Genomic DNA, 24,628 nt, shown 5'->3' on the forward strand with positions numbered 1-24,628 from the left:
GAAAGCGGGTGGGAACGAATGGAAGAGTTAAGGGTTCACCCGGGAATCCAGGCGCTGAGGTACACCGTATTGATCCTTTTGGCCGCCATATTTCTGATTCCCGTATTATTTATTGCATTTACCGCACTGAAATCGAAGTCGGATTTGCTGACAAGCCCTTTCTACGCCCTGCCGCAGAAGTTCCAGTGGGGGAATTTCGCTGAAGCCTGGAATCAGGGTAAAATGAGCATGTATATGAGCAATACTGCTTTTATCTGTTTGGTCAAGGTCCCGCTGGGGATTATGATTGAAGCACTGGCGGCGTTTGCCTTGACCCGGCTCAACTTTAAATGGAGCAATTCCATGTTTGCTTTTTTTCTGGTGGGTATGATGATTCCGATTCAGGCCACGCTGGTTCCGCTCAATATTTTTCTGAACAAGACACATTTGGTCAATACGTATCCTGGTATTTTTCTCGTTTATGTCGGATTCGGCATACCGTTTGGCATTCTGATTCTCCGGGGCTTTTTCCGGACGATTCCCAAGGAGATTGATGAATCCGCTCTGATCGACGGCTGCGGGGATATGGGGAAATTCTACCGCATCGTTCTTCCGCTGGCCATGCCGGCAATCGCAACCCTGGTGATCTTTGACTTCATGGCAACCTGGAATGAATTCCTGCTTGCCCAAATTTTTATTACCAAGGATTCAATGAGAACGATCACTACCGGGCTGCTGTCATTCAAGGGAGAACATGCGACGGATTATACCCTGATGAATGCAGGAGTATTGATTTCCATTATTCCGACATTGGTAGTCTACCTGCTGTTTCAGAAATATTTTGTTTCCGGGCTGGCCGGCTCTGTTAAAGGCTAATATTTGGCGAAATCAGCTATCATTAAGGACATGGCATAAGCTGCTGTGTCCTTTTCTTGTGGAGGATGGACGAAAGGGTTTGATTATCCGGGTTAAAGCCAATAAGATAGAGGATATAGCGGGACCGGCAAAAGTCAGGAGCAGATCTACATACCAGGATAGGAGCTGTAATTTATGAGCCGCACAGTAACCGTTAAAAATGTAATTATAGGCGAGGGTACGCCGAAGATTTGCGTTTCGCTTGTGGGGGCGACGTTATCCGATTTAAAGCAGGAGGCAGCGGCGCTGAAGGCGCTGGCTCCCGACCTGGTGGAGTGGCGTGCCGATTTTTTTGAGCAGGTGGAAGAGCTGGAGGCCGTTATGGACGCACTTGGCGTGATTCGTGCCCTGCTTCCGGATCTGCCGCTGATCTTCACCTTCCGCAGCGCCAAAGAAGGCGGCGAGAAGGAAATCAGCACCGGAGATTATATCGCGCTGAATAAGGCGGCTGCCGCGAGCGGTCTGGTCGATATTATCGATGTAGAGCTGTTCAATGAGGAAGAGGATGTACGGGTGCTTATCGCGGCTGCGCATGATAACAATGTGTTCGTCATTCTCTCGAACCATGATTTTCACGGGACCCCGCCGAAGGAGGAGATCATCTCCCGTCTGCGCAAGGCTCAGGAGCTTGGGGGAGATCTGCCCAAGATCGCGGTTATGCCCGGCAGCCCGGCGGATGTGCTGATACTGCTGGCAGCCACCCATATGATGAAGGAAGAGTATGCGGACCGCCCGATTATTACGATGTCCATGGCAGGGTCAGGTGTGATCAGCCGATTGGCCGGAGAAATCTTCGGCTCGGCGCTCACCTTCGGCGCGGCTTACCGGCCGTCGGCACCGGGACAGGTGGGGATCAGAGAGCTGCGTGAGGTGCTGGCCTTATTGCACCGCAGCCTATAAGACTATAAATAGTGTGATCCTAAAAGCGGCACCGGGATTTTGATCCCGGTTGCCGCTTTTGTTATCTTGGTTTGGGACAGCCCATACTTCGGAGTCATTTCACTGCATTTTGTACATCAGGCTGTGGATTAAAGCAGCTCAGGGTCGATTTGACTGCATTTGATGCATTGGGAATAGAAGGAATGGCTGGAAAATGCCCGTTTTCTAAATTTCCGCTGTATGAAATACATCCAAATGGACTTTTAAGCTATCTGGGAGCGATTGTGCTGCACAATATACATTAGGATAAGCTCTCATCGCAGGATGATGCTCATGTGCAGGGGATGATGCGGCAGGTCCTCCACTAGTGCTGCAGTAGCGTTGCTTTTATCGGCCCGAGTCCTAACTCCTGAAAAGTCAGCCGGCTCTAACAAAGTGTATTCTCCCAGCCGAAATAATAAGAGATTTACAACTCTTGAGGAGGTATAGGACATATGAGAAAAAGCTGGATGATCCTCGTAAGCTGCCTGCTGGCAGTAAGTCTGATGTCAGGAACGGTGCTGGCCAAGCCCGGAAATGGCAATGGTAATGGCAATGGCAATAGCGCAGACAAGAAGGAAAAAAACACGGAAGCCAAGCCCGTTGCCCAAACGGTAAAGGAAGAGGACAAAGGCAAGGTGAAAGAAACCGTAACCTCAGTTACATACGCTACCTATGGCGGCAATGGACACAATGGGTACAAGGGACTTTTAAAAGCGATTGAGAATGTAAAAGACAAACCTGCCGGTGCTGTAATTGCCGAGCTTTTATTGACCCGATATAACCTGCAGCTAACTCCTGAAAAGAAGGCTGAACTGGAGGCAATAAAGGAGAAAGATGCGGCTCTGTCAGCACTTGCCGACATACTGGACAAAAAAGGAAGCGTTACCGATGCGGTATACGTGGAGAAGGAAGCCATCAAAGCCAACGTTAAAAATCTTGACTCTTATAAAAAACTGGGCAAGCTGTACGAGAAAACCGGCAAAAACGGTGTGAAGCTGTACGTTAACGGTGAAGAGCCTGCAAGTGAAGTGGCTCCAATCCTCAAAAATGGCAGCACATTCGTGCCATTCCGGGCAATTTCCGAGGCTCTGGAAGCCGAGGTGATCTGGAACAAGGAAGAACGTTCTGTTACCGTAACCCGTGACGGAATTACAGTAAAATTGTTCATTGATAAGAAGCTGGCTTACGTCGATGGCAAACAAGTCACACTTCAGGCTCCTCCAGCGATTATAAACGGCAGTACTGTAGTGCCTGTGCGCTTTGTGAGCGAAGCCTTGAAGGCTACTGTAAAATGGGAACCCGTATCCCGCTCCGTAGTGATCTATGAAGAATAGGCTGTAAGCGGAGGGCTGGAGTCAAAAGATCCAGCGGCCGATCAGTTAACAGGAAAAGGACACGGCAGCTTATGCCGTGTCCTTTTCTATTGAGGCCGTTCTTACGCCTTCATCCCGGTATAGATGAATACCGCATCCCGCAGAAATGCCGCGAAACCGGGTTTTTCCTTGTCATAATAGGCGGTGAAACGTTCATCGTCCACATACATTTGTGCAACACCGGCATGGGCTTCCTTGGTATAGCTGTCCCAATAGAAGGTCAGCCACTTCCGGTGCAGCTCGGCTCCTTGCTGCGCGGGCTCGCTGGCAGGATCGCCAAGCTCCATCGCTTGGCCCAGTAGACGGAACATGTCTTGTTCGAGCTGCTGGATGGCTGTATAATCCTCTTCACTCATGCCGGCCAGTTTCCTGTTCGACTTGTCTACAGCGCTGTCGCCGTATTTGGCTCTGACTTCCTGTCCGTATTTCTGTTCGTTATCCTCTACCAGCTTCTGCTTGAAGCCATCAAATTTCTCCTTGTTGCTCATTGTTATTCTCCCTTCGGCTTGTGCCAGCGTCTTCTCGACATTGGCAATCAGCAGTTCCAATTGTTCTTTGCGCTTAAGCAGCTGCTCGCGGTGTTCCTTTAGTGCAGCGGCTCCGTCGAAGGAGGGGGCGTTCATAATATCTTTGATGCGTTCCAGGCTGAGGCCCAGTTCCCGGTAAAATAAAATTTGCTGCAGCCGGTCGACCTCTGCCTGGCCATAGATACGGTACCCGGATGAGTTGATTCTCGCCGGCTTGAGAATGCCGAACTCATCGTAGTAACGCAGCGTCCTGGTGCTGATTCCAGCCAGATTGCCCAGCTTCTGGACCGTGTATTCCATATGCAACCCCTCCTGACAAATTCACTGTACACCTTTACGTTGCGTCAAGCTCAAGTGTTTTTTTGAAAAAAACGAATTGGAAAGGCATCCCGCATCTAACACCAAGAAAGCGGCTGAAGTCCCTACTGCTCATATACAGGGGATTCAGCCGCTTATGTGTGCTTCACAGAAAGCAGCAGCGTGCTCATTTCAAGAGAATTGGATAGAGCAGGGAGATCATGAGGCTTTAGCGGCGTCCAACCTGTGCAGCAAAATATTCCTGCAACTCGGCCACCTTCCGCGGATCGGCAAGCGTAGCCTTGTCAGTAAAATAATGCTCGACTACGAGTTCCCAGGTCGGAACGATTTTTTGCGAGGTCATCGCTTTGATGGCCACCTTGACGGTTTTGCGCTCGCGGGCGTTGGAGAAGGTATCCTTGTAATGCTGGGACCGCCCGAAATCCAGATCGCTGAAGATTGCGCGGAAGATCTCCGCAGTCATCTTGGCATCATCAAGCGCCCGGTGGGCAGACCCGGAAGGTTCCAGCCCAAGAAGTGCCATGGCACCTTCAACGCTGATATCGTTGCTGAGGCCCCGGGCACGGAGTACGCCTTTCAGCAGATCAAAATAGGTCGCAGCCATCCAGTAGCTGTCGTCCATCTTATGCATACGGATATCCTGAATGATCCGCTTCATATCCTCGCCGCCCCAGGTAAGAAGCAATACGCCGTCTTCACTCTGATCCAACCAGGTCTGAAAGGCGGTGATCACTTTGGGAAAACGTGCGGCAATATCAATATCCTCCTGCGGGATGCCGGTTTTTTTCTTGATAAACGAATTGAGGGTGGAGAAATATATAGGTTTGATTAAGGAAGAAAATTCATCCTTGTACTGCAATGAAGAATCTAACCGGACTGCCCCAATCTCAATGACCTCCATAGGATGCTCGCTGGCAAACTTGCGGCCGTTGAATTCGATGTCCAGAATAATATAATCCAAGGTACTTGCCTCCGTTTCCGTGACTGGCGCTAGGGTTGCCTTAAAATGCGCCGACTATTCTATTTTAGCAAAAAATGCGGGCTTACGGGAAATTGGAAATGCATGCGGGTAAATTTGAGTTTTATGGCGAGAATTGGGTACGATTGAAAGGGAATCGGGTAATAGACAAGGAGGTCTGTCTTTCAGGCCCGCCTTGGGGAGGTAAGCGAAGTGAAACTGTATGTAACCGTCAAAAGCCTGGGCAAACGCAGGCCAGTTCTCGAGCGCCGCAAGCTTGAGCTTGTGAATACGCCGCAGACGCTCAGAGAGCTGATTGTGGAGGTAGTCTCGGAGCAGGTGCAGAAGCTGCAGGACAAGCAGGGGCAGGGGGGAATAATCCCTTTTCTGACCGGAGATGAAATCGGGGAACGCGGCGACAATGGAAAAGTAGGCTTCGGCACAGTGTATAACGAAACAGGGCCTGATCAAGATAAGGCGGTTGCGGCTGCGCTGCTGGCTTTTGAGGATGGGCTGTACAAAGTGTTTGTAGGGGAGAAGGAATGTACGGCACTGGATGGTCCCCTGCAGATGGAAGAGGGCGACGATCTGGTATTTATAAGGTTTACGATGCTTGCAGGACGAATGTGGTAGAGGAGGAGCTTTTTACATGAAAATAGGGAACGCGGAGTGGGAAACAAATGGGTATGCCGATATGCAGAAGAAAGCCCAGGCGCTTGAAGGGGAAGGTTCTGAACTTGCCGTTGTCCTCGCTGAACTCAGCAAAAACCGGTATTTGCATGAAGGAGAAGAACTATACGAAAAATGTGTAGCTATCCTGCAACAGCGGGCTGCCGAAAAACAGACGGATTTCGCTGGTTATTGGCAGCCGCTTATTCAAGTGATGGAGTTGCTCTACAGCGCACATACTGTTGAAATCGTACGTTACATAGTAGATCATGCCCAGGAACAGCCTTACGGAATCGGTTATGCACGCCGGCCCTTCCGTTCACGGGAGCTTGAAGTTCACCGGATGCGAATCTTTAATAAGATCAATGCGTTGATCTTTATGGAAATCCTGGAGTTCTCGCTGCCGGAATATCTGAAAGCCAATCATGAGAAAGATTACAGCACCAGCTACCGTATTGACGTGGCTTTGGCTGATGTAGTGGCCTATGAGCTGGACCACGGGGATGGGGGCATGCTGGATCTGCTTAAGGAAGCGGTATATGGCGACAATCAGGGAGCGCAACTCAGCCAGAGTATGATTAAGGGTGTCTTTCTGAGCCATAACCCGGAGGCTCTTAAAATGACGGGTGAATTACTGATTGCAGCGCGTCTGCAAGAGGGGCTGCGGCAATCCATTGTCGAAACGATGGATATGGGGACGCTGTCGAACAACCTGTATATGCTGAAGCTGATTATCGATAACGATCTGATCCGGTACAGCTCGGTGGTGCGGGCGCTGGGGACATGGACAGGCATGGGCCTGGAAGCACAGAACCAGCGGGTGGCCAGGCAGCTGATTGAAGGTGCTTATGAGGTGCTTACAGATGAAGCTGTGCGGGAAGCCTGGCTGTCCGACGCCAACGCGAACCATGTGTACCTAAGCCTATGGAGTACAGCGGTGTATGAGGAAGAAGACTTGTACGGGAAGATTGATACGCTTATGGCCGGTGGGCAGCTGTATCAAAGAATCGTAGCCCAGTATGTGCTTGCGAACAGTGAGAATAAAGAGATCCGCCTGGCCAGCGCCCGGCAGTATCTGGATGAGCAGGAGCCTGAGCTGCTGTACTGGATTCTGACGAATTATAATTACAGTTATGACCGGATGTGGAGAGCATCTAACGATGAGGGGCCAAGGATCGAGGTCAGAACCAGTCCGCAGCTGGAGGATAAAGAGGAGCGGCGGCGGGACTTCGATGCGCTAAAGGCGATATTCCTGAACCCGGCCAGCGGGGACCGGACGGGCCCGTCGAAAGTGCTTGATTTCCTCCAGATTGCTTATACCCGTGATTTGCCGGTACAAAAAATGCTCTATTTGATCTCTTACGATATGGACCCGGGTTGGGTGAATGAGGTCATTGCGCTGAGGGACAAGCTTAGTGCAGATCTGCGTGGGGAGTTGCTGAATTACTTCGTGCTGGCGCCCGAGGAGGCTGTACAGCGGGAATTTATCTTCGCCAGCCTCTCCGATAAGAGCATGAAGAACCGGGAGTTCGCGCTCGAACTGGCCCAGGAGCTGATCCTGTCAGAGGAAGAGCTGCAAATGGCCGAAGCCTTGCTGAAGCTGAAGACCGGAACGTTGCGCCAGAGTGTTACCCGGATGCTGCTGAAGCAGCCGGACCCTGCTCTGCTGACTGCGGTCAGCCGGCTGCTGCAGGGCAAGAACAGCCTGCAGCGGCTCGCCGGGCTGGAGATTGCTACGGTGTTGTTCGAGGATGAAGCACGGCAAGAGTTGTTCCTGGCGGTGCAGCCACATGTCGATGGGATTACAGAGCCTTCCGCCAAGGAACGCGAGCTGATGGCTAAGATGGGGCAGAAGAACGAATACATCCGGGCGAACGGTTATGGGCTGTTTGATCCCAAGCAGACGGAGCCTTGGCTGGCTGAAGGGCCAAAGCCCGGCAGCTTCGAGTGGAAGCACGTATTCAAGCTGTCTTTGGAGCAGATCCGGACGTTCTTGGAAGGACTTGATCAAAAGATTCATGAGCACCGCGATGTAGAGTATGAAGCGGAGTATTACAGCGGCTACAAAGAAACGCTGCTGATCGGGACCAATTTCCGGCCCCTGCAAGGGTACATTCAGAGTCATGAGGATCATACATCCTCCCGTCTTGAGCAATATCCCCTGCATGAGGTATGGTCCGCTTATGTGCAGGAGAGCGGCTGGGAGGCCAGGGATCTGCTGGAGCTTAACTTCTATATAACCCTGACGGATCTGGACAAGACATTGGATCATTATTACGGCTATTATAACGGTTCTGCTAATTACGAGGCCCTCCGCAAGCAAAAGCTGCTGGAAGGCTTTAGAGCTGAGTTTGCCGAACGGGTCTACCCGGTGCAGCAGATTCGGGACGTGCAGAAGGTACTGGACAAGCTGCGCTATAAGTGGCAGACGGAAACACTGGTCGCAGCTTTTTTTGCAGACAGTGCGAAGACAGAGGAGTTCCGCCTGGCGGACGGAGCTGTTAATGCCCTCATGGCGGCGTTCCCGGAAGAGAAGCTGGAAGAGGAGAGCCCTTTGCTGAATTTGCTGATCCAGCCCTTCATTCAGATGGAACACTCCCATTGGAGCGGATCAGAGGAGTTCAAAGCGATGTTCCTCACCTCCTATACCCTTGAGCGTATGCTCGGGAGCAAAGAGAACCATTCCGTCATTGGGCTGAAAAATTATATCAAAGCTTTTAATGACGGAATGATTGGTGAAGGGACACTTCTTAAAGAACTGCTTCTCGGCCAAGATAACCGTAACCATATGCGGTGGATGACTTCGCGCAGCCATGAATGGATTGAGAACAGCCCGAAGGTGGTGGAGCTGCGTGCACGGATGATTGAGCGTCTCTTGGCCATTGAGCTGGGACGTGGGGATCTGCCGACAGAGGTGACCGCGCTGACTATGGGGCTGGAACGGATTGAGGGCATGGAGTACTTTGTGCGCATTCTCGCCGGGCTGGATCAGGATACGTTTATTCGGGGTTATGTGTACGGCTACGGAGACAACATTACGAAAAAGGAGTCATTCAGCCATCTGCTCAAGGTCTGTCATCCCCGGGAAGGTGATGATGCCGGGCTACTGAAGATTCTGCTGAAGGAATATAAACTCTCTGACAAAAAACTGCTGGAAGCGGCTATGTATGCCCCGCAATGGATTGAAATTATTGCCGAGTATCTGGGCTGGGAAGGGCTGCGCAGTGCCGCCTGGTATTTCCATGCGCACATCAATGAAGGTTTCTCTGCGGAAAAAGAGACCGTAGTTGCGCATTATTCGCCCATTACACCACAGGACTTCAATGACGGCGCATTCGATGTCAAGTGGTTTCAGATAGCGTACGAGACGCTGGGCCAGGAACGGTTCAAGCTGCTCTATGAATGCGCGAAATATATCTCCGCGGGTGCGAATCACCGCCGCTCCCAGCTGTTCGCCGATGCCACACTCGGCAAGCTGAAGCTTGAGGAGCTGAAGACTTCTGCGGCGCAGAAACGCAACAAGGATCATCTGCTGAGCTACAGCCTGATTCCAATTCGTGCTGACCGCGAGCAGGATATCCGCGAGCGTTATGAGTTCATCCAGCAGTTCCTGCTGGAGAGCAAGAAATTCGGGGCGCAACGGCGTGCCAGTGAAGCGCTGATCGTCCGGATTGCCCTGGGCAATCTGGCCCGCAATGCCGGCTATGCCGATGTCACCCGCATGATGTGGGATCTGGAGTCGCGCAAGCTTGATGAGCTTACGGTCTTCTTCCACCCCTTTGCGCTGGATGAAGAGACTACCGTCATGCTCAGCATTGACGATGAGGGGCAGAGTGACTACGTCGTAATCAGCAAGGGCAAGGCGCTGAAATCGGTGCCGTCCCGCTTCAAGAAACATGAGCATGTGGAGAAGCTGAAGGAAGCGAAGGCGGAACTGACCGGACAATACCGCCGCGCCCGTGCCGAGCTGGAGCGGTCCATGGAATCCGGCAGCACGTTCACCGTGGATGAGATTATGGGAATTACCCGCAATCCGGTGCTGGCACCGCTGCTGCGCCCGCTGGTGCTGAAGAGCGGAGAAGAAGCCTTAGGGTACTTTGCTGCGGAGGGGCCGGCACTTGTGGACCCGGACGGGGTACAGCAGGCCCTTGGCGGACAGGATATGCTGCAAATTGCCCATCCGCTGGATCTCTATCGCAGCGGGCAATGGAGCCTGTACCAGAAGGATCTGTTCGACCGCCAGGTGCGCCAGCCGTTTAAGCAGATCTTCCGCGAGCTGTATCTGCCGAATGCGGATGAGCTGGCGAATGGGGTATTGTCCCGCCGTTACGCAGGGCATCAGGTACAGCCGAGCAAGACGGTGGCGCTTTTGAAGAGCAGGCAGTGGACGGTAAGTTATGAGGAAGGGCTGCAGCGGGTCTTTTATGCCGAGAATCTGATCGTCCGCCTGTACGCTATGGCTGACTGGTTCTCCCCGGCGGATACCGAAGCGCCGACACTGGAGACGGTGCAGTTCTTCGACAGGACCACTTATAAAGAAGTAGCGCTGGATCAGGTGCCGCCGCTCATCTTCTCCGAAGTGATGCGTGATATTGATCTGGTGGTGAGCGTTGCTCATGTTGGCGGCGTTGATCCGGAGGCCAGTCTGACGACCATCGAAATGCGCCGGGTCATTGTGAATGAATCGCTGCGTTTGCTGAAGATCGGCAATGTACGTATGGATGGGAATTATGCGCGGATTGAAGGCACACTGGGTGAGTATGCCGTGCATCTGGGCAGCGGACAAGCCTATAAGCAGGCTACGGGAGCGCTTCATATCATCCCGGTGCATTCTCAGCACCGCGGGCGGCTGTTCCTGCCATTCCTGGACGAAGATCCGCGCACCGCGGAGATTCTCTCCAAGGTGATGCTGCTGGCGCAGGACACCATGATCAAAGATCTGCAGATTCTGATGCAGCTGGGGGGATAAGGTAGAGGGGCCGTGAGGGAGCGAATGAGAGGCATTTTTGCCTTTGATCCGTGCTCTAGACGTCGTGAGGGCGCGAATGGAAGGCATTTTTGCCTTTGATCCGTGCTCCAGACGTTTATTCGCAGGTGTCTCCGATGACATACCCCGGTGCGGGGTGGATCTCGGTGAAGCCGGCCAGATAGCGCGCCTGGTAGCGGATCGGGCGGCTGCTGCCCATCATCAGGATGTTCAGCATGCCGGCCGCCCCGCCGGAGCGCAGGGCGAAGGTCTTGATATAGGCGTATTCCCCGCTCAGCGTGGTATGGATTGCGCCGATCAACGGGTCATGCCCGCCTTTACCCATCAGATTCATGATGATGGAGCCTTGCGGGTGCAGCTTGGAGCGGGTCATGCGGAAGAATCCGTCCGAAGTGAGATGCTGCGGAGTTCCTTTGGCGGTAAAAGCGTCCAGAATAATATAGTCATACCGGTTCGCAGGCTCATGCTCCAGAATCTGTCTGCCATCCCCGATCTCTACATTATCCAGGGTATATCCGAAGGACCTCCTGCTTAGCTCCACCACTTCCGCGTTAATCTCGGCCACTTTAAAGCGTTTTTCTGCAAAATAACCGGGAATCGTTCCGATGCCGTGGCCAATGGCAAACACATCTGCAAAAAAAGAATTGTTGTATTCCATCAGATGAATGATGGCCCGCGGATACTCAAATACAACCCGCTTGGGCCGGTTCAAATCGAGCGCACCCTGGATTGCCTGGTTGTTGAACTCCATCACCCGGAAGCGGCCTTTCTCGCCGTATAACTCTGTGGTGTCGTATACTCTGATTTCCTGCAATCCGCCATATCTCCTTAATGAATCGATATCCGTTTATATTCGTTCGGCGTCACGCCGACTACCCGTTTGAAGAGTTTGTTGAAATAGGCGGGATCGGCATAGCCAACCTGGGCTCCGATCTCGTGCACCTTCAGGTCTGGAGCATTCTTCAAAAGCTGCTTGGCGGCACGGATACGGATCTCAATAATGTAGTCGGTCAGCGTATGTCCCGTCTCTTGCTTGAATAACTTGCTTAAATAACTGGGTGTCAAAAAAACCATGCCTGCCAGAGCATTCAGCTCCGCAGGCTGATTATAGTTGGCGGCGACCCAGCGCTTCACCGACTCAACGGCGGTGCCCGACATCGTTAGCCGGTGGTTCCTAATCTCGCTGAGCGCAGCCGAGAAGGCCGAGATAAAGCATTGCTCAATCCCGCCAAAGGTCATAATGCCTGCGATTTGTTCGGCCAGCTTGGCACTGCCGTAACAGCCATATACGGCTTCAAATTCCTGGATTTCTTTGGCCGTTGTCTCTTGGATCATCCGGCAGGCCTGCAGAATCAATTCACCATCGGCCTGCGTTGACTTCAATGCTGCGAATAAGCCATGAATCCATTCCATAACCCCCGGCACGTTGAGAATTTGCAGTTCATGAACCAGTGCCTCACGGGTGGCAATGAAGGCATCCAGCTGGCCGCTTCCTGGGGGCCGGATCTCTTGAATATTAGCATAGTGCAGATTGCCGCTATAGTAAATCCCTGTATCACAAGCCCGCTTGGCTTCCAGGTACGCGGTTTTGAGCTTCGCCGGGTCCGTATAGGAGCAGCTTGTTCCAACATGAAGGATGTCACCGGGAGAATAGCTGTGAATCTCGGCAGCGATCCCTTGCAGCTCATCCGCACGGAGAAGCTCCATGGAATACCAGATTAGCATTTGCTGTCCGTTCAGGACAGCGAGCTGATCGAACACCGCCGCCTTCTCTTGCCGCAGACTGTCTATACAGGTACAGACGACTTCCGGTCTGCTGCCCTTTAACAGGATGACCGTGAAATAAGGCTGGGGCAAGGTAAGGCCGGTTAACAGGAGGGAAGACGGTTCCTCCATATGCAGCAGGGACAGCAGCAGCCCGGAACGCTGGCGTTCCTCTTTGGCCTGTTGCTTGGCCCGTTCTTCATCCAGCCGGTAGAGAATCTCGAACAACTGCTCTTTGTTAATGGGCTTCAACAAATAATCCACCGCCGAGCTGCGGATCGCTTCTCTGGCATAGTTGAATTCGACAAAACCGCTCATCAGCAGGGAGCGGATCTGCGGATGGCTGGCTTTGAGGCGTTTGATCAGCTCCAGGCCGTCAACCTGGGGCATACGTATATCCGTAATGACTACATCGATCTGGAGTTCCGGCAGCTCATCGAGTACCTGCTGCCCGTCGGCATAGGTGCCCACCACCTGGAACCGGCTGCTCTCTTTGCCGATCATCCGGGCCAGACCTTCGCGAATCAGGATCTCATCATCCACAATTACAATGCGCAGCAATCCGGTTCTCCCCTTTCTGTGTAAGCTTACTGTTCTTCGTCCGCGTCTCCCGCAGCGGTATTAATCCGCAGGGAGACGCGGGTACCTTTCCCCGGCTCACTGTCTACCAGCAGTCCGCAGGGGCTGCCGTAATGCAGGCGAATCCGTTCATTCACATTACGCAGGCCAATACCGAATTTCTCTCCGGTAGCTCCGTTAGCCAGACTGTTGTTCAAGGACCGCAGTGTCTCCTGATCCATGCCTACACCATCGTCTTCAATGCTGAATACCACTTTGCCTTCTTCCTCCCAGGCGGTAATCCGCAAGGTGCCCAGGCCGACCTTTTGGTCGAGCCCGTGGAACACGGCATTCTCCACAATCGGCTGAAACACCAGCTTGATAACGGGCAATTGCAGAAAGTTTTCAGGAACATTGATCTCCAGTTTGAACTTGTCCGGGAAGCGGATTTGCAGCAGATGAAAATAGTTCCGGACATGATCCAGCTCCTGCCGGATGGTCACCGGCTCTTCGCTGCGGACGATGCTGTAACGCATCTGAAGACCCAGCAGATAGGTGAGCTTCGCCACCCGGGGATCATCGTTGCTCTCGGCCAGCATCCGGATGGATTCCAGTGTATTGTAGATGAAATGCGGGTTGATCTGATTCTGCAAGGCCCGCATATCAGCTTTTTGCTTGCGTTTCTCGGTGAGCGAGACCTCCTGGAGCAGATCCTTCACCCGGATAATCATCCGGTTGAAGTGGCTGCCCAGTATGCCGATCTCATCATTATATTTGGGATGCAGCCATACCTCCAGGTTGCCGTGCTGCACCTGCTTCATCAAGCGGACCATGGACTTGAGCGGTTTGGTCAGCGCATGCGAGATAAAGGTGGCGACGACCAGGGCAAAAGCGATAATGATCAGCGTGGTGAAGATCAGGGCATTGCGGTTTTTTTCCACCGGGGACAATATGCGGGAGAGCGGGATGGTGACCATCGTCGTCCACCCGGTCTGCCGGGATACGGTATACACGGCCACATGGGGCTCACCGCCCAGCATAATTTGAAAATGCCCATGGTCCAGCTTCACCTGATCCAGAAGCAGCTGTCTGTTCAAGGCTAGTTCTTCAGGGATCGTATTCTTCGCAGTTTCCCCGCTGTACATCAAATCCCCTTTATCGTCCACAATCAGGGTGTTGCCCTGGGTAACGGCATTGACTGGCTCGACAATGCCTTTGAATAAGCCGATATCAATGTCAAAGACGAGAATCCCGATATTTTTTAAGGTACTGACAGAGTTAATGGTGCGGAGTACACTAAAGACCTCTTTGTGCGCAGTGGAGTTCACCCGGATGGTGTGGCGGCCCTGAATGATTGGAGCTGCTCCACCCGCCTCGCTGAGGTTTCTCCACCCGGCGAGCCGTTCTGCCGGAGCAGTCTCATTAACACCCGGCGCGGTATCATAGAAAATGGAACCGTACTGATCCACCATATAAACGGCGAGAATTTCGCCCTTGGTATGCTTGAGATAACTGAGGAACATCGCCATGCCCGTATTTTTGTCCCAATCCGTAAAGGACTGTGTCAGATAATATTGTACATCGGTGTTGTACAGCGGCAAGGTTGTATACCGTTTCAGGTCAGCTACATAACGGTCAATCGTATCCGAGGCGTTTGTTGTCATTTGACCCGCACTTTCGGTCGCATTGGCCAGCACGGAATTGAACATGGACCGCGAAGACAGATAGCTTACATAAGTAATCGGCAAGGAGATCAGAAATACGAATACGACGATAAGCTTGCGCTCCATGGGCAGATTGGCAAGGAACAACCATATTTTGCGTAAAATCCTCAAGAGTGTGGACAGCATCATTGTTATTCCTTTCCGGTAAGACTGCCTTATTTGACTGCGCCGCTGGTCACCCCTTCAAAAATAAACCGCTGCAGGAAGAAATACAGCACCACCGTGGGCAGCAGAATGAGCAGAATCGCCGCACAGATCAAGTTCCATTCGCCTGAATTGACCCCTTGGAACCGCATCAGGATGGTGGTGACGACGCCAAGGCTCTGTTTGGGCATATAGAGATACGGGATGTACATGTCATTATAAATGCTGATCGTCTTCAGAATCACCAGAGTAGCTGTAGCCGGTGTAAGCAAAGGGAAGATGATCGAGCGGTAGATTTTGAACAGGGAAGCGCCTTCGACCATAGCACTTTCGTCCAGATCCACAGGAATGTTGCGGATAAACTGCAAATAGAGAATGATCTGGATAACATCTGCGCCGATATAGAGCACAATGGGAGCGCCAAGCGTGTTGTACAGGCCCATATTCTTAATGATGCCGAACGTGGCGACCTGGGTAGTAATGCTCGGAATAATGGTAGCAACCAGATAAGCGCCGAATACAACCGGTTTCAATTTAAAAGAAAACCGGCCCAGCACATATGCAACCATTGTCCCAAACAGAATGTTCAGGGTCAATGTAATGATGATAATAAACAGTACGTTGCCGAATCCGCTCAGCAGGCCGCCCCGCTGAAACACGGCAATGAAGTTGTCAAAGTTCAGAAAGCTGTTCGGCAGCGCCATGGAGCTGCTTGCGTTGAACTCCTCCGTCGACTTAAAGGCGTTCACGACCACCACATACGGCGGGAAAAGAACGACGAAGACCCCGATCAGCAGTGTGAAGTATTTGAAAAAATCAGTGAAGCGGAACTTGGAGTGTGCCATCTATTTATCTCCTCCCCGGCTCAGAACCAGTTGTTGAATGAGCAGTACCGCGACGACAAAGAACAGCAGGATGATGCTCATTGCGGAGGCAAGCCCGTAATTGTTAAAAGCGAATGCGGTGTCAACCACACGCTGTACGTAAGTCTGGCTGGCACCGGCAGGGCCGCCTTTGGTCAGCACGAACGGCAGGTCGAAGACTTCGAGTGCACCGGTAACGGTCAGGAAAAGATTCAGCTGGATGACTGGCTTCATGTTGGGAAGCGTAATTCTCCATAGGGTCTGCATCGAACCGGCCCCGTCGATTTTGGCCGCTTCATAAATGTCACGCGGAATCGCCTGCAGGGAAGCGATATAGATCACCATATTGTAGCCCATGAAACGCCAGAATCCGGTGGAGGCCAGCGAGTAGTTGACGAGTGTTTCCGTTCCGAGCCAGCTGGTCTGTCCGAGTCCGGTCAGGCCGATACTGTTCAGGAACAGGTTCAGTGAGCCATTGGTCGTATCGAACACATAGCCAAACATAAAGGCAACGGCGACACCGTTCATAATATAAGGGAGGAAGAGCAGAATCCGGAACGCATTTTTGCCGCGCAGCTTACTGTTAAGTACAACAGCAAAATAGATGGCAACGATGTTCTGGAGAATCCCCATCACGAAATAAGCGAAGTTATGGGTGAAGACTTTGAAGATATCGGGATTGGAGAAGACTTCACGGTAATTGGCGAGTCCGACCCACGGTTTCTCCGGGCTGTAGCCATCCCAGTTGGTGAAGCTGTAATAGACCAGCTTGATCGCCGGATAATAAGTAAAGGTTCCCAGCAGTATTAATGGAATCAGCAGGAACGAGACAATAATAATGGTCTTCTGCTTGTTATAGGATAATGTTCCGAACATCGCTAACCCTTCTTTCATCAAAGCATGGTGTTGAAAACAAAATGGATTATCCGAAGAAGAAGATAATCCATTTTGCGCCGTGAATAGGATCCGTCAGTTGCCGGATTTATTTGCCGAGATCCTTTTTGGATTTGGCCCAGGCCTTGTTCCATTTGTCCAGGACGGCTTGCGGATCTTTGGCAAGTACGAATTCTTGCGCGATGGCCGGCAGATCAATTTGTGCTTTGTTACTGATGTCTGTGACAGCAGCATCGTCCGGTGTTCCTTCTTGCAGAACCACGCCTGTAGCTTGGAAGTCCTTGAGCTGTGCCAGGTTGGATTCTTTGCCTTTCAGCGGGGAGATGAAGCCGGCGAAGTCTTCATAACCGGACTCTTCAATCATCCATTTCACAAAAGCTTTGGCCGCATCGACATTTTTGCTGTCTTTGGCAACCGCGTAGAAGAAGTCAGGGCTGAGGGCAGCCGCCGGAGTGCCGGAATTATCATAAGGAAGCGGGAAGAAACCTACGTTGTCCTCAGTGGTTCCTGCGCCGATCACTTGATTGATGACCCAGTTGCCCAGGTAGTACATGGCGAATTTGCCGGCAGCGATGTCTTTTTTGGATTGCTCCCAGTTGGTGGAGTTGATGTCTTTTTCCAGGAAGCCTTTTTCATTCAGTTCTCTCAGCAGGCTGAGCGCTTTACCGTATCCGTTGTCCATTGTGAATGGAGTATCGGTATTCAGCTTGTCATTCGGGAAGTCTGCTTTGCCTTCAATGATGCGGGGCATATCATACACCCAGTTGTTCAGCGGCCACTTATCCTTGAAGTTGGAAGCCAGAGGGATGATGCCTTTGTCCTTCAGCTTTTGGGCGGCAGCCAGGAATTCATCCCAAGTCTTGGGGATTTCGGTAATACCGGCCTCGGCGAAGGCTTTTTTGTTGTAAACAATGCCCGAAGTAGAGTTGCCGGTGGTAATGCCGTAGAGTTTGCCTTCATAGGATTTGAAATCTTTGAATGTAATCTGATCGTTCAATCCCAGATCATCCAGCGGTGCGAAATACTTCGGGAGATCCGAGTTAGGGATGGTAGGGATGAACATCACGTCAGGGAGCTCACCGCTGGCCATTCTGACCTTGGCTTGTTGGTTATAGTCCGTTTGGGAAGCTTCAAATTCAACTTTGATATTCGGATACTTCTCATTAAAGCGCTTTACATATTCGTCATACTCTTTGCCGATCATGTCGGTTCTGTTGGTCAGGAAGGTGATGGTGCCGCTGATATCCGCTGCGCCTCCGGCTGCGGGTTCTGTGGTTGTGCCGGCATTGTCGCCGCCTGTATTGCCGGCTGTGTCCGCAGGCTTATCCGTGGCGGTGGCCGCTTGGTTTCCATTGCCGGAACCACAGCCTGTGAGGGATACAGATAAAATCATAATGATAACAAAACATAACGAAAATAACTTATTTCTCATAATTATTCCCCTTTTCGTTTTATGTTAGCGTTTACATGAATATTATAGCGCTTATTTTTCTGCTAATAAAGGCTCTGAATTATTATTTATTGTCTTTATTTGTTGTGTTTTTAAAGATATAATTAGTTTATTGCTAACAATAACATAACAAAATAGAATGGGTACGAAGAGATTCTACATCATCTTTTAGGAGGTATTATGAGACAACAAGAGATTACGCTGGGCAATTGGGAATTCAGAGCATCGGGTGAAGGGGAGTGGCTGGCGGCAACGGTGCCGGGGACGGTGCATACGGATCTGCTGAATAACGGTCTGATTCCTCCTCCTTTCTATGGGAAAAATGAACATGAACTGCAATGGATAGACAAAAAGGACTGGGAATACCGTACGACCATCAAGTTGGGTGAAGAGTGGAAGCAGTTGAACCGTAAGGAGCTTGTATTTGCGGGGCTGGATACGTATGCCGATGTGTACGTAAATGATGTGCTTGCACTGTCCGCAGATAATATGTTCCGGGAGTGGCGTGTAGATGTGGAAGGCCTGCTGCGCACAGGCAGCAACGTGATTCGTATTCTTTTCCGCTCCGCAGTTCAGGAAGATCTGCCCAAGCTGGAGCAGCTCGGGTATTCGTTGCCTGCCAGCAATGACCAGTCCGAGCTTGGAGGACTTGCGGATCAGCGGATCAGCATCTTTGCCCGCAAGGCTCCCTATCATTATGGTTGGGACTGGGGCCCAAGATTTCTGACCAGCGGTATTTGGCGCGAAGCGATGCTGGAGGGCAGGGATGCCGCCGCAATCAGTGATCTCTATATCCGTCAGAATGCAGTAGGACCGGAAGAGGCGAACCTCACCGCTGTAGTCGAAGTGGATGCTCCGGCGGCGTGGGAAGGAATGCTGCGGATCAGTGCCGACGGCCAAGAATGGACGCAGGCTGTTACCCTTAAAGAAGGCAAACAGACGCTGGAACTGGATATAACGATCGATCACCCGAAGCTGTGGTGGTGCCGGGGCCTTGGTGAACCGCAGCTGCTTCTGTTCCGCGCCGAGCTGGTGCAGGGAGCGTCTGTCGAGGCGGCCAGGGAGGTGCGGACCGGACTGAGGGAGATTAAGCTGATCCGGGCCAAGGATGAACAGGGCGCTTCTTTTGCTTTTGAACTGAATGGGGTTCCCGTCTTCGCCAAAGGTGCCAACCATATTCCGAGTGACAGCTTCCTGACGGATGTGACTGGGGAGCGTTACCGGCATGAGATTGCCACAGCGGCAGAATCCAATATGAATATGCTGCGCGTCTGGGGCGGCGGCATTTATGAGGAAGAGGTCTTTTACCGTCTGTGCGATGAGTATGGACTGCTGGTCTGGCAGGATTTCATGTTCGCGTGCAGCATGTATCCGGGGGATGAGGAATTTCTGGCCAGTGTGCGGAAAGAAGCCGAATATAATGTAAAAAGACTGCGGAACCACCCCTGCATCGCGCTCTGGTGCGGCAACAATGAGATCGATTCAGCCTGGTCGCACTATGAAGAGAATATGGGCTGGGGCTGGAAAGAAGGGTACACCACAGAGCAGCGGGAGGAGATGTGGGCACATTACGAGGAAATTTTTCATAACATTCTGCCTGAGGCAGTAGCGGCCCATCATCCCGGTGTGGATTATTGGCCGTCCTCTCCGCTACGCGAGCTTACCGGAGACAGCAGCCAGCACGCGACCCGTATTATGGGTGAAGGAGATGTTCATTACTGGGGCGTGTGGCATGCGACTGAACCTTTTGAGAACTATAACAGCAAGGTAGGCCGCTTCATGAGCGAATACGGCTTCCAGTCGTTCCCGGAGCTCAAGTCCGTGTTAAGCTACGCGGAAGAGCAGGATATGGAGCTGACGAGTGAGGTGATGCTGGCCCATCAGAAGAATGGACGGGGCAATCTGCTGATCAAGGACTATATGGAGATGTATCTGCCGCAGCCGAAGGATTTCAAAGCTTTCCTATATATGAGCCAGATCCTGCAAGCGGAAGCGATCCGGATCGCTATTGAGAGCCACAGAAGAAACAAGCCTTACTGCATGGGAACCCTATACTGGCAAATGAACGATTGCTGGCCGGTAGCATCCTGGGCGGGGATGGACTATTACGGGCGCTGGAAAGCACTGCAATACACGGTGCGCCGCAGCTTCCAGGATGTGTTGCTGTCTGTGGTAAATACGGAGGCAGGCGAGCTTGAGATCCATGTGGTGTCCGACTTAAGAGACGTATGTGCAGGCGGCCTGCAGATTACCCTGCATCAATTGGATGGTTCGGTGATAAAGGAATGGACGCGCGATGTAGTGTTGGAACTTGACTCCGCTGCTGCAGTCTTTTCGGCTCCGCTGGCTGAACTGCTGGATGGGCATGAGCCTGAAAATGTGCTGCTGAAGGCGGTGCTGCAATCGGCGGATGGTGTAGAGCTGGACAGCAAGGAGCATTATTTTGTCCGGGCCAAGGACATGCTGCTGCCGGAGGCTACGATCACTGTAAATGAGGTGGCGGGCAGTGAAGGGCAAAGCTTTACCGTGGAAAGCAACGTGCTGGCCAGAGGGGTGTATCTGACGGCTGAGGCCGAGGGGATCTTCTCGGACAACTACTTTGATCTGCTTCCCGGGCAGAAAAAGACGGTCTCGTTCGCCTTGCGGGGAACAGAGGGACAGGACTGGATTCCGGCGGCACCGCAGGGGCTGCAGGTGCAGTCGATGGCCGATTATATCCTGCAGGGATAATGGCCGGTGAGGTGGCTGCTTGGAATGGCCCTTTGTTTTGTAGTAGGATCGACTTTGGCACTTCGTATGGACGCTGCGCGAACAGACCATTGTTCCAATCGCTGTTATCCCCGGATTTTATTGATTCTCCTTAGCGGTGAAAATCCGGGGACAAAGGCGACCGCTTCCGCTTTTCCACAATCAGTCCGTCCTCTCCGCTGTTTAAGCTGGAAGAAAGCCACCAATGACCAAAAACGCAGAGCAGCGATCCTCCAATAACTGGAGGATTGCTGCTCTGCTGATTTTTTTCTTGCTTTAGAAGAGTAGGATGCCTCATTCGTAAGGGGAATCCACGTATGGGGCAGCTTCTTATTTGCTCATATCGAAATCGGGCATGCCGATCGTGGAGAACCACTGGCGGATTTGTTCCTGATCTTTGGAGAAGGTGAGTCCCAGCTGAAGGAGGATTCTGGCCTTCTGCGGGAGCAGGTCGCCGGCCCCGATAATTCCCTTGGCGCCGGTGTCATAGACTGCACCGGAGCCGGTGCGGGTTGCGTTGACGAAAAGGACGCCGCTTTCGATGGCTGCTTTGCGGGCCTCCTGCTGAGGAGTAGAGATTCCTCCGGCGCCGTGGCCTGCAGTGACGATTCCCTGAACGCCTTCAGCGGCAAGAGCGGCAATGGGTGCGCCCGATGCTTCGGTGTAACTGTAGATGATTTCTACTTTGGCCAAATCCTCAGGTTTGATGGTGTTCAGGTTAAATGGCGTCTGCCATTTACCTGTAGTGGCTTCCTTGACGCGTGCCGGAGCACGGACGGCGCGGATCCTGTTCTCGTCAACGGTGCCGAGAGCGCCGTAACGGCCTCCGCCAAAGGTATCAAGACGCAGGGCATCTGTTTTGGTTACCTCTCTGGCAGCGAAAAATTCGTCGTTCATCATCAGGACGGTGCCGTAATAGGTTGTTTTTTGGCTGGCGGCGAGACGAATGGCATTAAGCAGGTTGCCTTCGCCATCAAAGGAAATGGTATTGGATTGCCGCATGGAGCCTGTAAAAACCACGGGTTTCGGACTTTGAACGGTAAGATCCGTCCAGTAGGCCAATTCCTCCATGATATTGGTGCCAGTGGTGACGACTACCGCATCCACAGTAGGACTGCTTAACTGCTTGTCGATAGCAAGGGTGAGGTTGTAGAGATCTTTGGATGTCGTCTGTGAGGAGCTGATGTTGCTTAGTTCTGTGCTGGTGACATTGGCTACTTTGGACAACTCGGGTTGTAATCTTTGGATAATATCGTTAATCGGTACCCGTTCTGTGCCGTAAGTCTGAAAAAGTTCCCTGGAAGGCGAAGTGGAGGTTATGGTTCCTCCAACGCCGACGACAACCACGTTGGGGATAATTCTGCCGGATGTGGTGGCATCGGCGGCATGGGTAGTGGAAGGATAAAGGAATGCAGTGAAAAAGATGGCAAGGGCGGCAAAAAGGCTGATTACTTTTTTGTGAGAAACGTTCATGAACAACCTCCTCAAATTTTTTTGTAAGTGTATATGACATTGATTATAAATGTCAATATGATATATTTACTTATATGTAAAAAAAATGAACTGAAAGTCATTTAACATTACATATATATTCATGGTTCAGATAATTGATGTTATTTTATATTACACAAAAGGGTGATTATGAGTTGTTGTCTCTAAAGGTAAGCCGGAAAAAATATCCTGCCTCATGGAATTCCAGCCGGTGCCGGGCCGTTCTCTGTACCGTGGATTGACTTGCGTATGACACACCCCTATGATGATAAATAATAATAGTATAGAACCTTGAGGTTTAAGAGGAGAGAGACAGCATGGCTTTGGAGATCGAACGTAAATTTCTGCTGCCGGAATATCCGGAGCGGTTAATAAAGGCCGGGGAGCTGAAGATTCTGACCCGGCAGACCATGGACCAGACCTACCTGGCGATTGACGGGGCCCAGGAGCTGAGAGTTCGTAAAATTACCGATCTCGACACCGGTAAGATTACTTATACACACACGTTCAAGGATGGCAAGGGAATTAGCCGCGAAGAGGTGGAATACAGCATTTCGGCTGGACTCTATAATCAGATGATTGAAGCCGTCCGGGCGATCCCTCTAATCAAAACGCGTCTCACCGGCAATTGGAACGGTACTATTGTAGAGATAGACGTATACACCCAGTTGGAGCTGGCCGTGCTTGAGGTTGAATTCGACTCGCTTGAGGAGGCGGAAAGCTTCCAGGCTCCGGCGTGGTTCGGCAAGGATGTCAGTGTCGAACGTCAATACAGCAACAAAACGGTCTGGAAGGAGCTCCAGGGAAAGGGTTAATCCTATAAAAGAACGGACTTTAACGCGTAAACGTGTTACTATATAGGATAATAAAGAGGGGATTGTAGGAGGATGGGTATGAAGTATATAAGCACAAGAGGCAATGTGGAAGCTAAAGGCTTTATCGATACGGTCCTGATGGGACTGGCGGATGACGGAGGACTAATGGTGCCTTCGGAGATCCCGGTTGTTTCGGCAGCAGAGCTGGAAGAGTGGAGAACACTCAGCTACCAGGAGCTGTTCCTGAAGATTTTCTCCTATTATACCAATGACGAAATTCCTTACGAGGATTTAAAAGAGATGGCTTACACCAGCTATGGGAATTTCCGGGCCCCGGAAGTGACACCTGTGCGCAAGTTAAGCGACTCCTTATATGTGCTGGAGCTGTTCCACGGGCCAACCTTTGCGTTTAAGGATGTGGCGCTGCAATTTATGGGCGAACTCTATTCCTATATCTCCAGGAAGCAGAACAAGATTATTCATATCCTGGGTGCAACCTCGGGAGATACGGGTGCGGCAGCCATTCAGGGTGTACGCGGCAAGGAAGGCATCAAGATCTGTATTCTTCATCCGCATGGCAAGGTCAGCAGGGTGCAGGAGCTGCAAATGACGACGGTGGATGACAGCAATGTGCTGAACCTGTCCGTACACGGCAACTTCGACGATTGCCAAAAGGTCATCAAGGACCTGTTCGCCGATCTCGATTTCAAGAGCAAATATCATCTGCGGGCGATCAACTCAATTAACTTTGTACGTATTCTCGCCCAGACAGTCTATTATTTCTATGCTTATCTGCATGTTGAAGGCAGTGCAGGCAAGAAGATCAACATCAGCGTACCGTCCGGCAACTTCGGGAATATTTTCTCAGGTTATCTGGCCAAAAAAATGGGCTTGCCCTTAGGCAAACTCATCATCGCCACCAACGAAAACAACATCCTGGAGCGCTTCGTGAACACCGGCGAATACAAACCAGGCGACTTCACCAGCACATACAGTCCGTCCATGGACATCCAGGTGGCGAGCAATTTCGAGCGGTACTTGTACTACCTGACAGGCGAAGACTCCGGGAAGCTGTCCAGTTACATGGCGGCACTGCAAAGTGAAGGTAAAATCACCATTGACGGCACAGACCTGGAGCAGGTGCAGACGGATTTTGCCGCACTGGGCGTGAAGAATCAGCAGTGTCTGGATACTATCGGCAAATACCAGAATGAATTTGGCTACCTGCTTGATCCGCATACCGCTTGCGGGATTGCTGCGTATGAGGCTTTTAACGGCGAGGGAGAGATCGGCATTACCTTTGCGACAGCCCACCCGGCCAAGTTTGATGAGGCGATTGCCTTAATCGACATCAAACAGGAATTTCCGGCACAGATCGCGGCCTTGTTCGCTATGCCCCAGCATCAGACCGTGGTGGAGCATGACAAAGAGGCGGTTGTGCGTGAGCTGAAGGCTTTCTACGGAAATGAAGGCAGCGTAAGGTAGAACTAAGTCCTTTGATTCCTATAAACATCATAGAGCCCCCGTTCT

The 24,628-nt window shown here is 51.7% G+C and carries 17 protein-coding genes; 8 read left to right on the top strand and 9 right to left on the bottom strand.

Annotation, left to right across the window (positions count from 1 at the left end; all coding sequences use genetic code 11):
• The first annotated feature begins 18 nt into the window (after positions 1–18).
• The 3 genes from IEY53_RS29805 (at position 19) to IEY53_RS29815 (ending at position 3,149) form a co-directional block, all read left to right on the top strand.
• Positions 19–855 (top strand): carbohydrate ABC transporter permease, encoded by an 837-nt coding sequence (locus tag IEY53_RS29805; protein ID WP_189031365.1) that lies wholly within the window; start codon positions 19–21, stop codon positions 853–855.
• Between the two features lie 174 nt (positions 856–1,029).
• The gene (gene aroD, locus IEY53_RS29810; RefSeq protein WP_189031366.1) at positions 1,030–1,794 is read left to right on the top strand and encodes a type I 3-dehydroquinate dehydratase; all 765 of its coding nucleotides are present in this window, start codon (positions 1,030–1,032) and stop codon (positions 1,792–1,794) included.
• A 473-nt stretch (positions 1,795–2,267) separates the two neighbouring features.
• A complete protein-coding gene (locus tag IEY53_RS29815; protein ID WP_189031367.1) occupies positions 2,268–3,149 on the top strand; it encodes a copper amine oxidase N-terminal domain-containing protein in 882 nt (293 codons plus the stop codon).
• A 101-nt stretch (positions 3,150–3,250) separates the two neighbouring features.
• Here IEY53_RS29815 and IEY53_RS29820 read toward each other — a convergent pair whose 3' ends face one another.
• Positions 3,251–4,015 carry a MerR family transcriptional regulator gene (locus tag IEY53_RS29820; protein ID WP_189031368.1) on the bottom strand — a complete coding sequence of 255 codons (765 nt, stop codon included), beginning with the start codon at positions 4,013–4,015 and terminating at the stop codon, positions 3,251–3,253.
• 226 nt (positions 4,016–4,241) lie between these two features.
• Positions 4,242–4,994, bottom strand: coding sequence for a 3'-5' exonuclease (locus IEY53_RS29825; RefSeq protein WP_189031369.1), 753 nt, complete (start codon positions 4,992–4,994; stop codon positions 4,242–4,244).
• Between the two features lie 210 nt (positions 4,995–5,204).
• On the opposite strand from IEY53_RS29825, the gene IEY53_RS29830 reads away from it, so the two are divergent.
• Together IEY53_RS29830 and IEY53_RS29835 are read left to right on the top strand one after the other, a co-directional pair.
• Positions 5,205–5,624 carry a hypothetical protein gene (locus tag IEY53_RS29830; RefSeq protein ID WP_189031371.1) on the top strand — a complete coding sequence of 140 codons (420 nt, stop codon included), beginning with the start codon at positions 5,205–5,207 and terminating at the stop codon, positions 5,622–5,624.
• Between the two features lie 16 nt (positions 5,625–5,640).
• Positions 5,641–10,629 (top strand): DUF4132 domain-containing protein, encoded by a 4,989-nt coding sequence (locus IEY53_RS29835; RefSeq protein WP_189031373.1) that lies wholly within the window; start codon positions 5,641–5,643, stop codon positions 10,627–10,629.
• 115 nt (positions 10,630–10,744) lie between these two features.
• Here the strand turns inward: IEY53_RS29835 and IEY53_RS29840 are convergent, their stop codons facing one another.
• The 6 genes from IEY53_RS29840 to IEY53_RS29865 all read right to left on the bottom strand — a co-directional run bounded on the left by IEY53_RS29840 (position 10,745) and on the right by IEY53_RS29865 (position 18,026).
• Positions 10,745–11,461: a spermidine synthase gene (locus tag IEY53_RS29840; RefSeq protein ID WP_229696435.1), complete on the bottom strand. Its 717-nt coding sequence runs from the start codon at positions 11,459–11,461 to the stop codon at positions 10,745–10,747.
• Between the two features lie 14 nt (positions 11,462–11,475).
• The gene (locus IEY53_RS29845) at positions 11,476–12,972 is read right to left on the bottom strand and encodes a response regulator transcription factor (protein ID WP_189031375.1); all 1,497 of its coding nucleotides are present in this window, start codon (positions 12,970–12,972) and stop codon (positions 11,476–11,478) included.
• A 26-nt stretch (positions 12,973–12,998) separates the two neighbouring features.
• Entirely contained in the window at positions 12,999–14,804 is a 1,806-nt protein-coding gene (locus IEY53_RS29850; RefSeq protein ID WP_229696436.1) for a sensor histidine kinase, read from the bottom strand.
• Between the two features lie 44 nt (positions 14,805–14,848).
• A complete protein-coding gene (locus tag IEY53_RS29855; protein ID WP_189031377.1) occupies positions 14,849–15,682 on the bottom strand; it encodes a carbohydrate ABC transporter permease in 834 nt (277 codons plus the stop codon).
• Complete coding sequence (locus IEY53_RS29860; protein ID WP_189031379.1) at positions 15,683–16,576, bottom strand: carbohydrate ABC transporter permease; 894 nt, start codon at positions 16,574–16,576, stop codon at positions 15,683–15,685.
• 106 nt (positions 16,577–16,682) lie between these two features.
• A complete protein-coding gene (locus IEY53_RS29865) occupies positions 16,683–18,026 on the bottom strand; it encodes an ABC transporter substrate-binding protein (protein WP_189031381.1) in 1,344 nt (447 codons plus the stop codon).
• Between the two features lie 198 nt (positions 18,027–18,224).
• Between IEY53_RS29865 and IEY53_RS29870 the strand changes: the two genes are divergently transcribed.
• Positions 18,225–20,774 carry a beta-mannosidase gene (locus IEY53_RS29870; RefSeq protein ID WP_189031383.1) on the top strand — a complete coding sequence of 850 codons (2,550 nt, stop codon included), beginning with the start codon at positions 18,225–18,227 and terminating at the stop codon, positions 20,772–20,774.
• A gap of 348 nt (positions 20,775–21,122) precedes the next feature.
• Here IEY53_RS29870 and IEY53_RS29875 read toward each other — a convergent pair whose 3' ends face one another.
• On the bottom strand, positions 21,123–22,265 hold the full coding sequence (locus IEY53_RS29875; RefSeq protein WP_189031385.1) for an asparaginase: 1,143 nt from the start codon (positions 22,263–22,265) through the stop codon (positions 21,123–21,125).
• A 335-nt stretch (positions 22,266–22,600) separates the two neighbouring features.
• Here IEY53_RS29875 and IEY53_RS29880 point away from each other — a divergent pair, with 335 nt between their 5' ends.
• Positions 22,601–23,098 (top strand): CYTH domain-containing protein, encoded by a 498-nt coding sequence (locus tag IEY53_RS29880; protein WP_189031386.1) that lies wholly within the window; start codon positions 22,601–22,603, stop codon positions 23,096–23,098.
• 78 nt (positions 23,099–23,176) lie between these two features.
• Positions 23,177–24,583, top strand: a complete 1,407-nt coding sequence (gene thrC / locus IEY53_RS29885; RefSeq protein ID WP_189031387.1) for a threonine synthase — start codon at positions 23,177–23,179, stop codon at positions 24,581–24,583.
• Positions 24,584–24,628 lie beyond the last annotated feature (45 nt).

The organism is Paenibacillus albidus, from assembly GCF_014644435.1.
GTDB lineage: Bacteria > Bacillota > Bacilli > Paenibacillales > Paenibacillaceae > Paenibacillus_AQ > Paenibacillus_AQ albidus.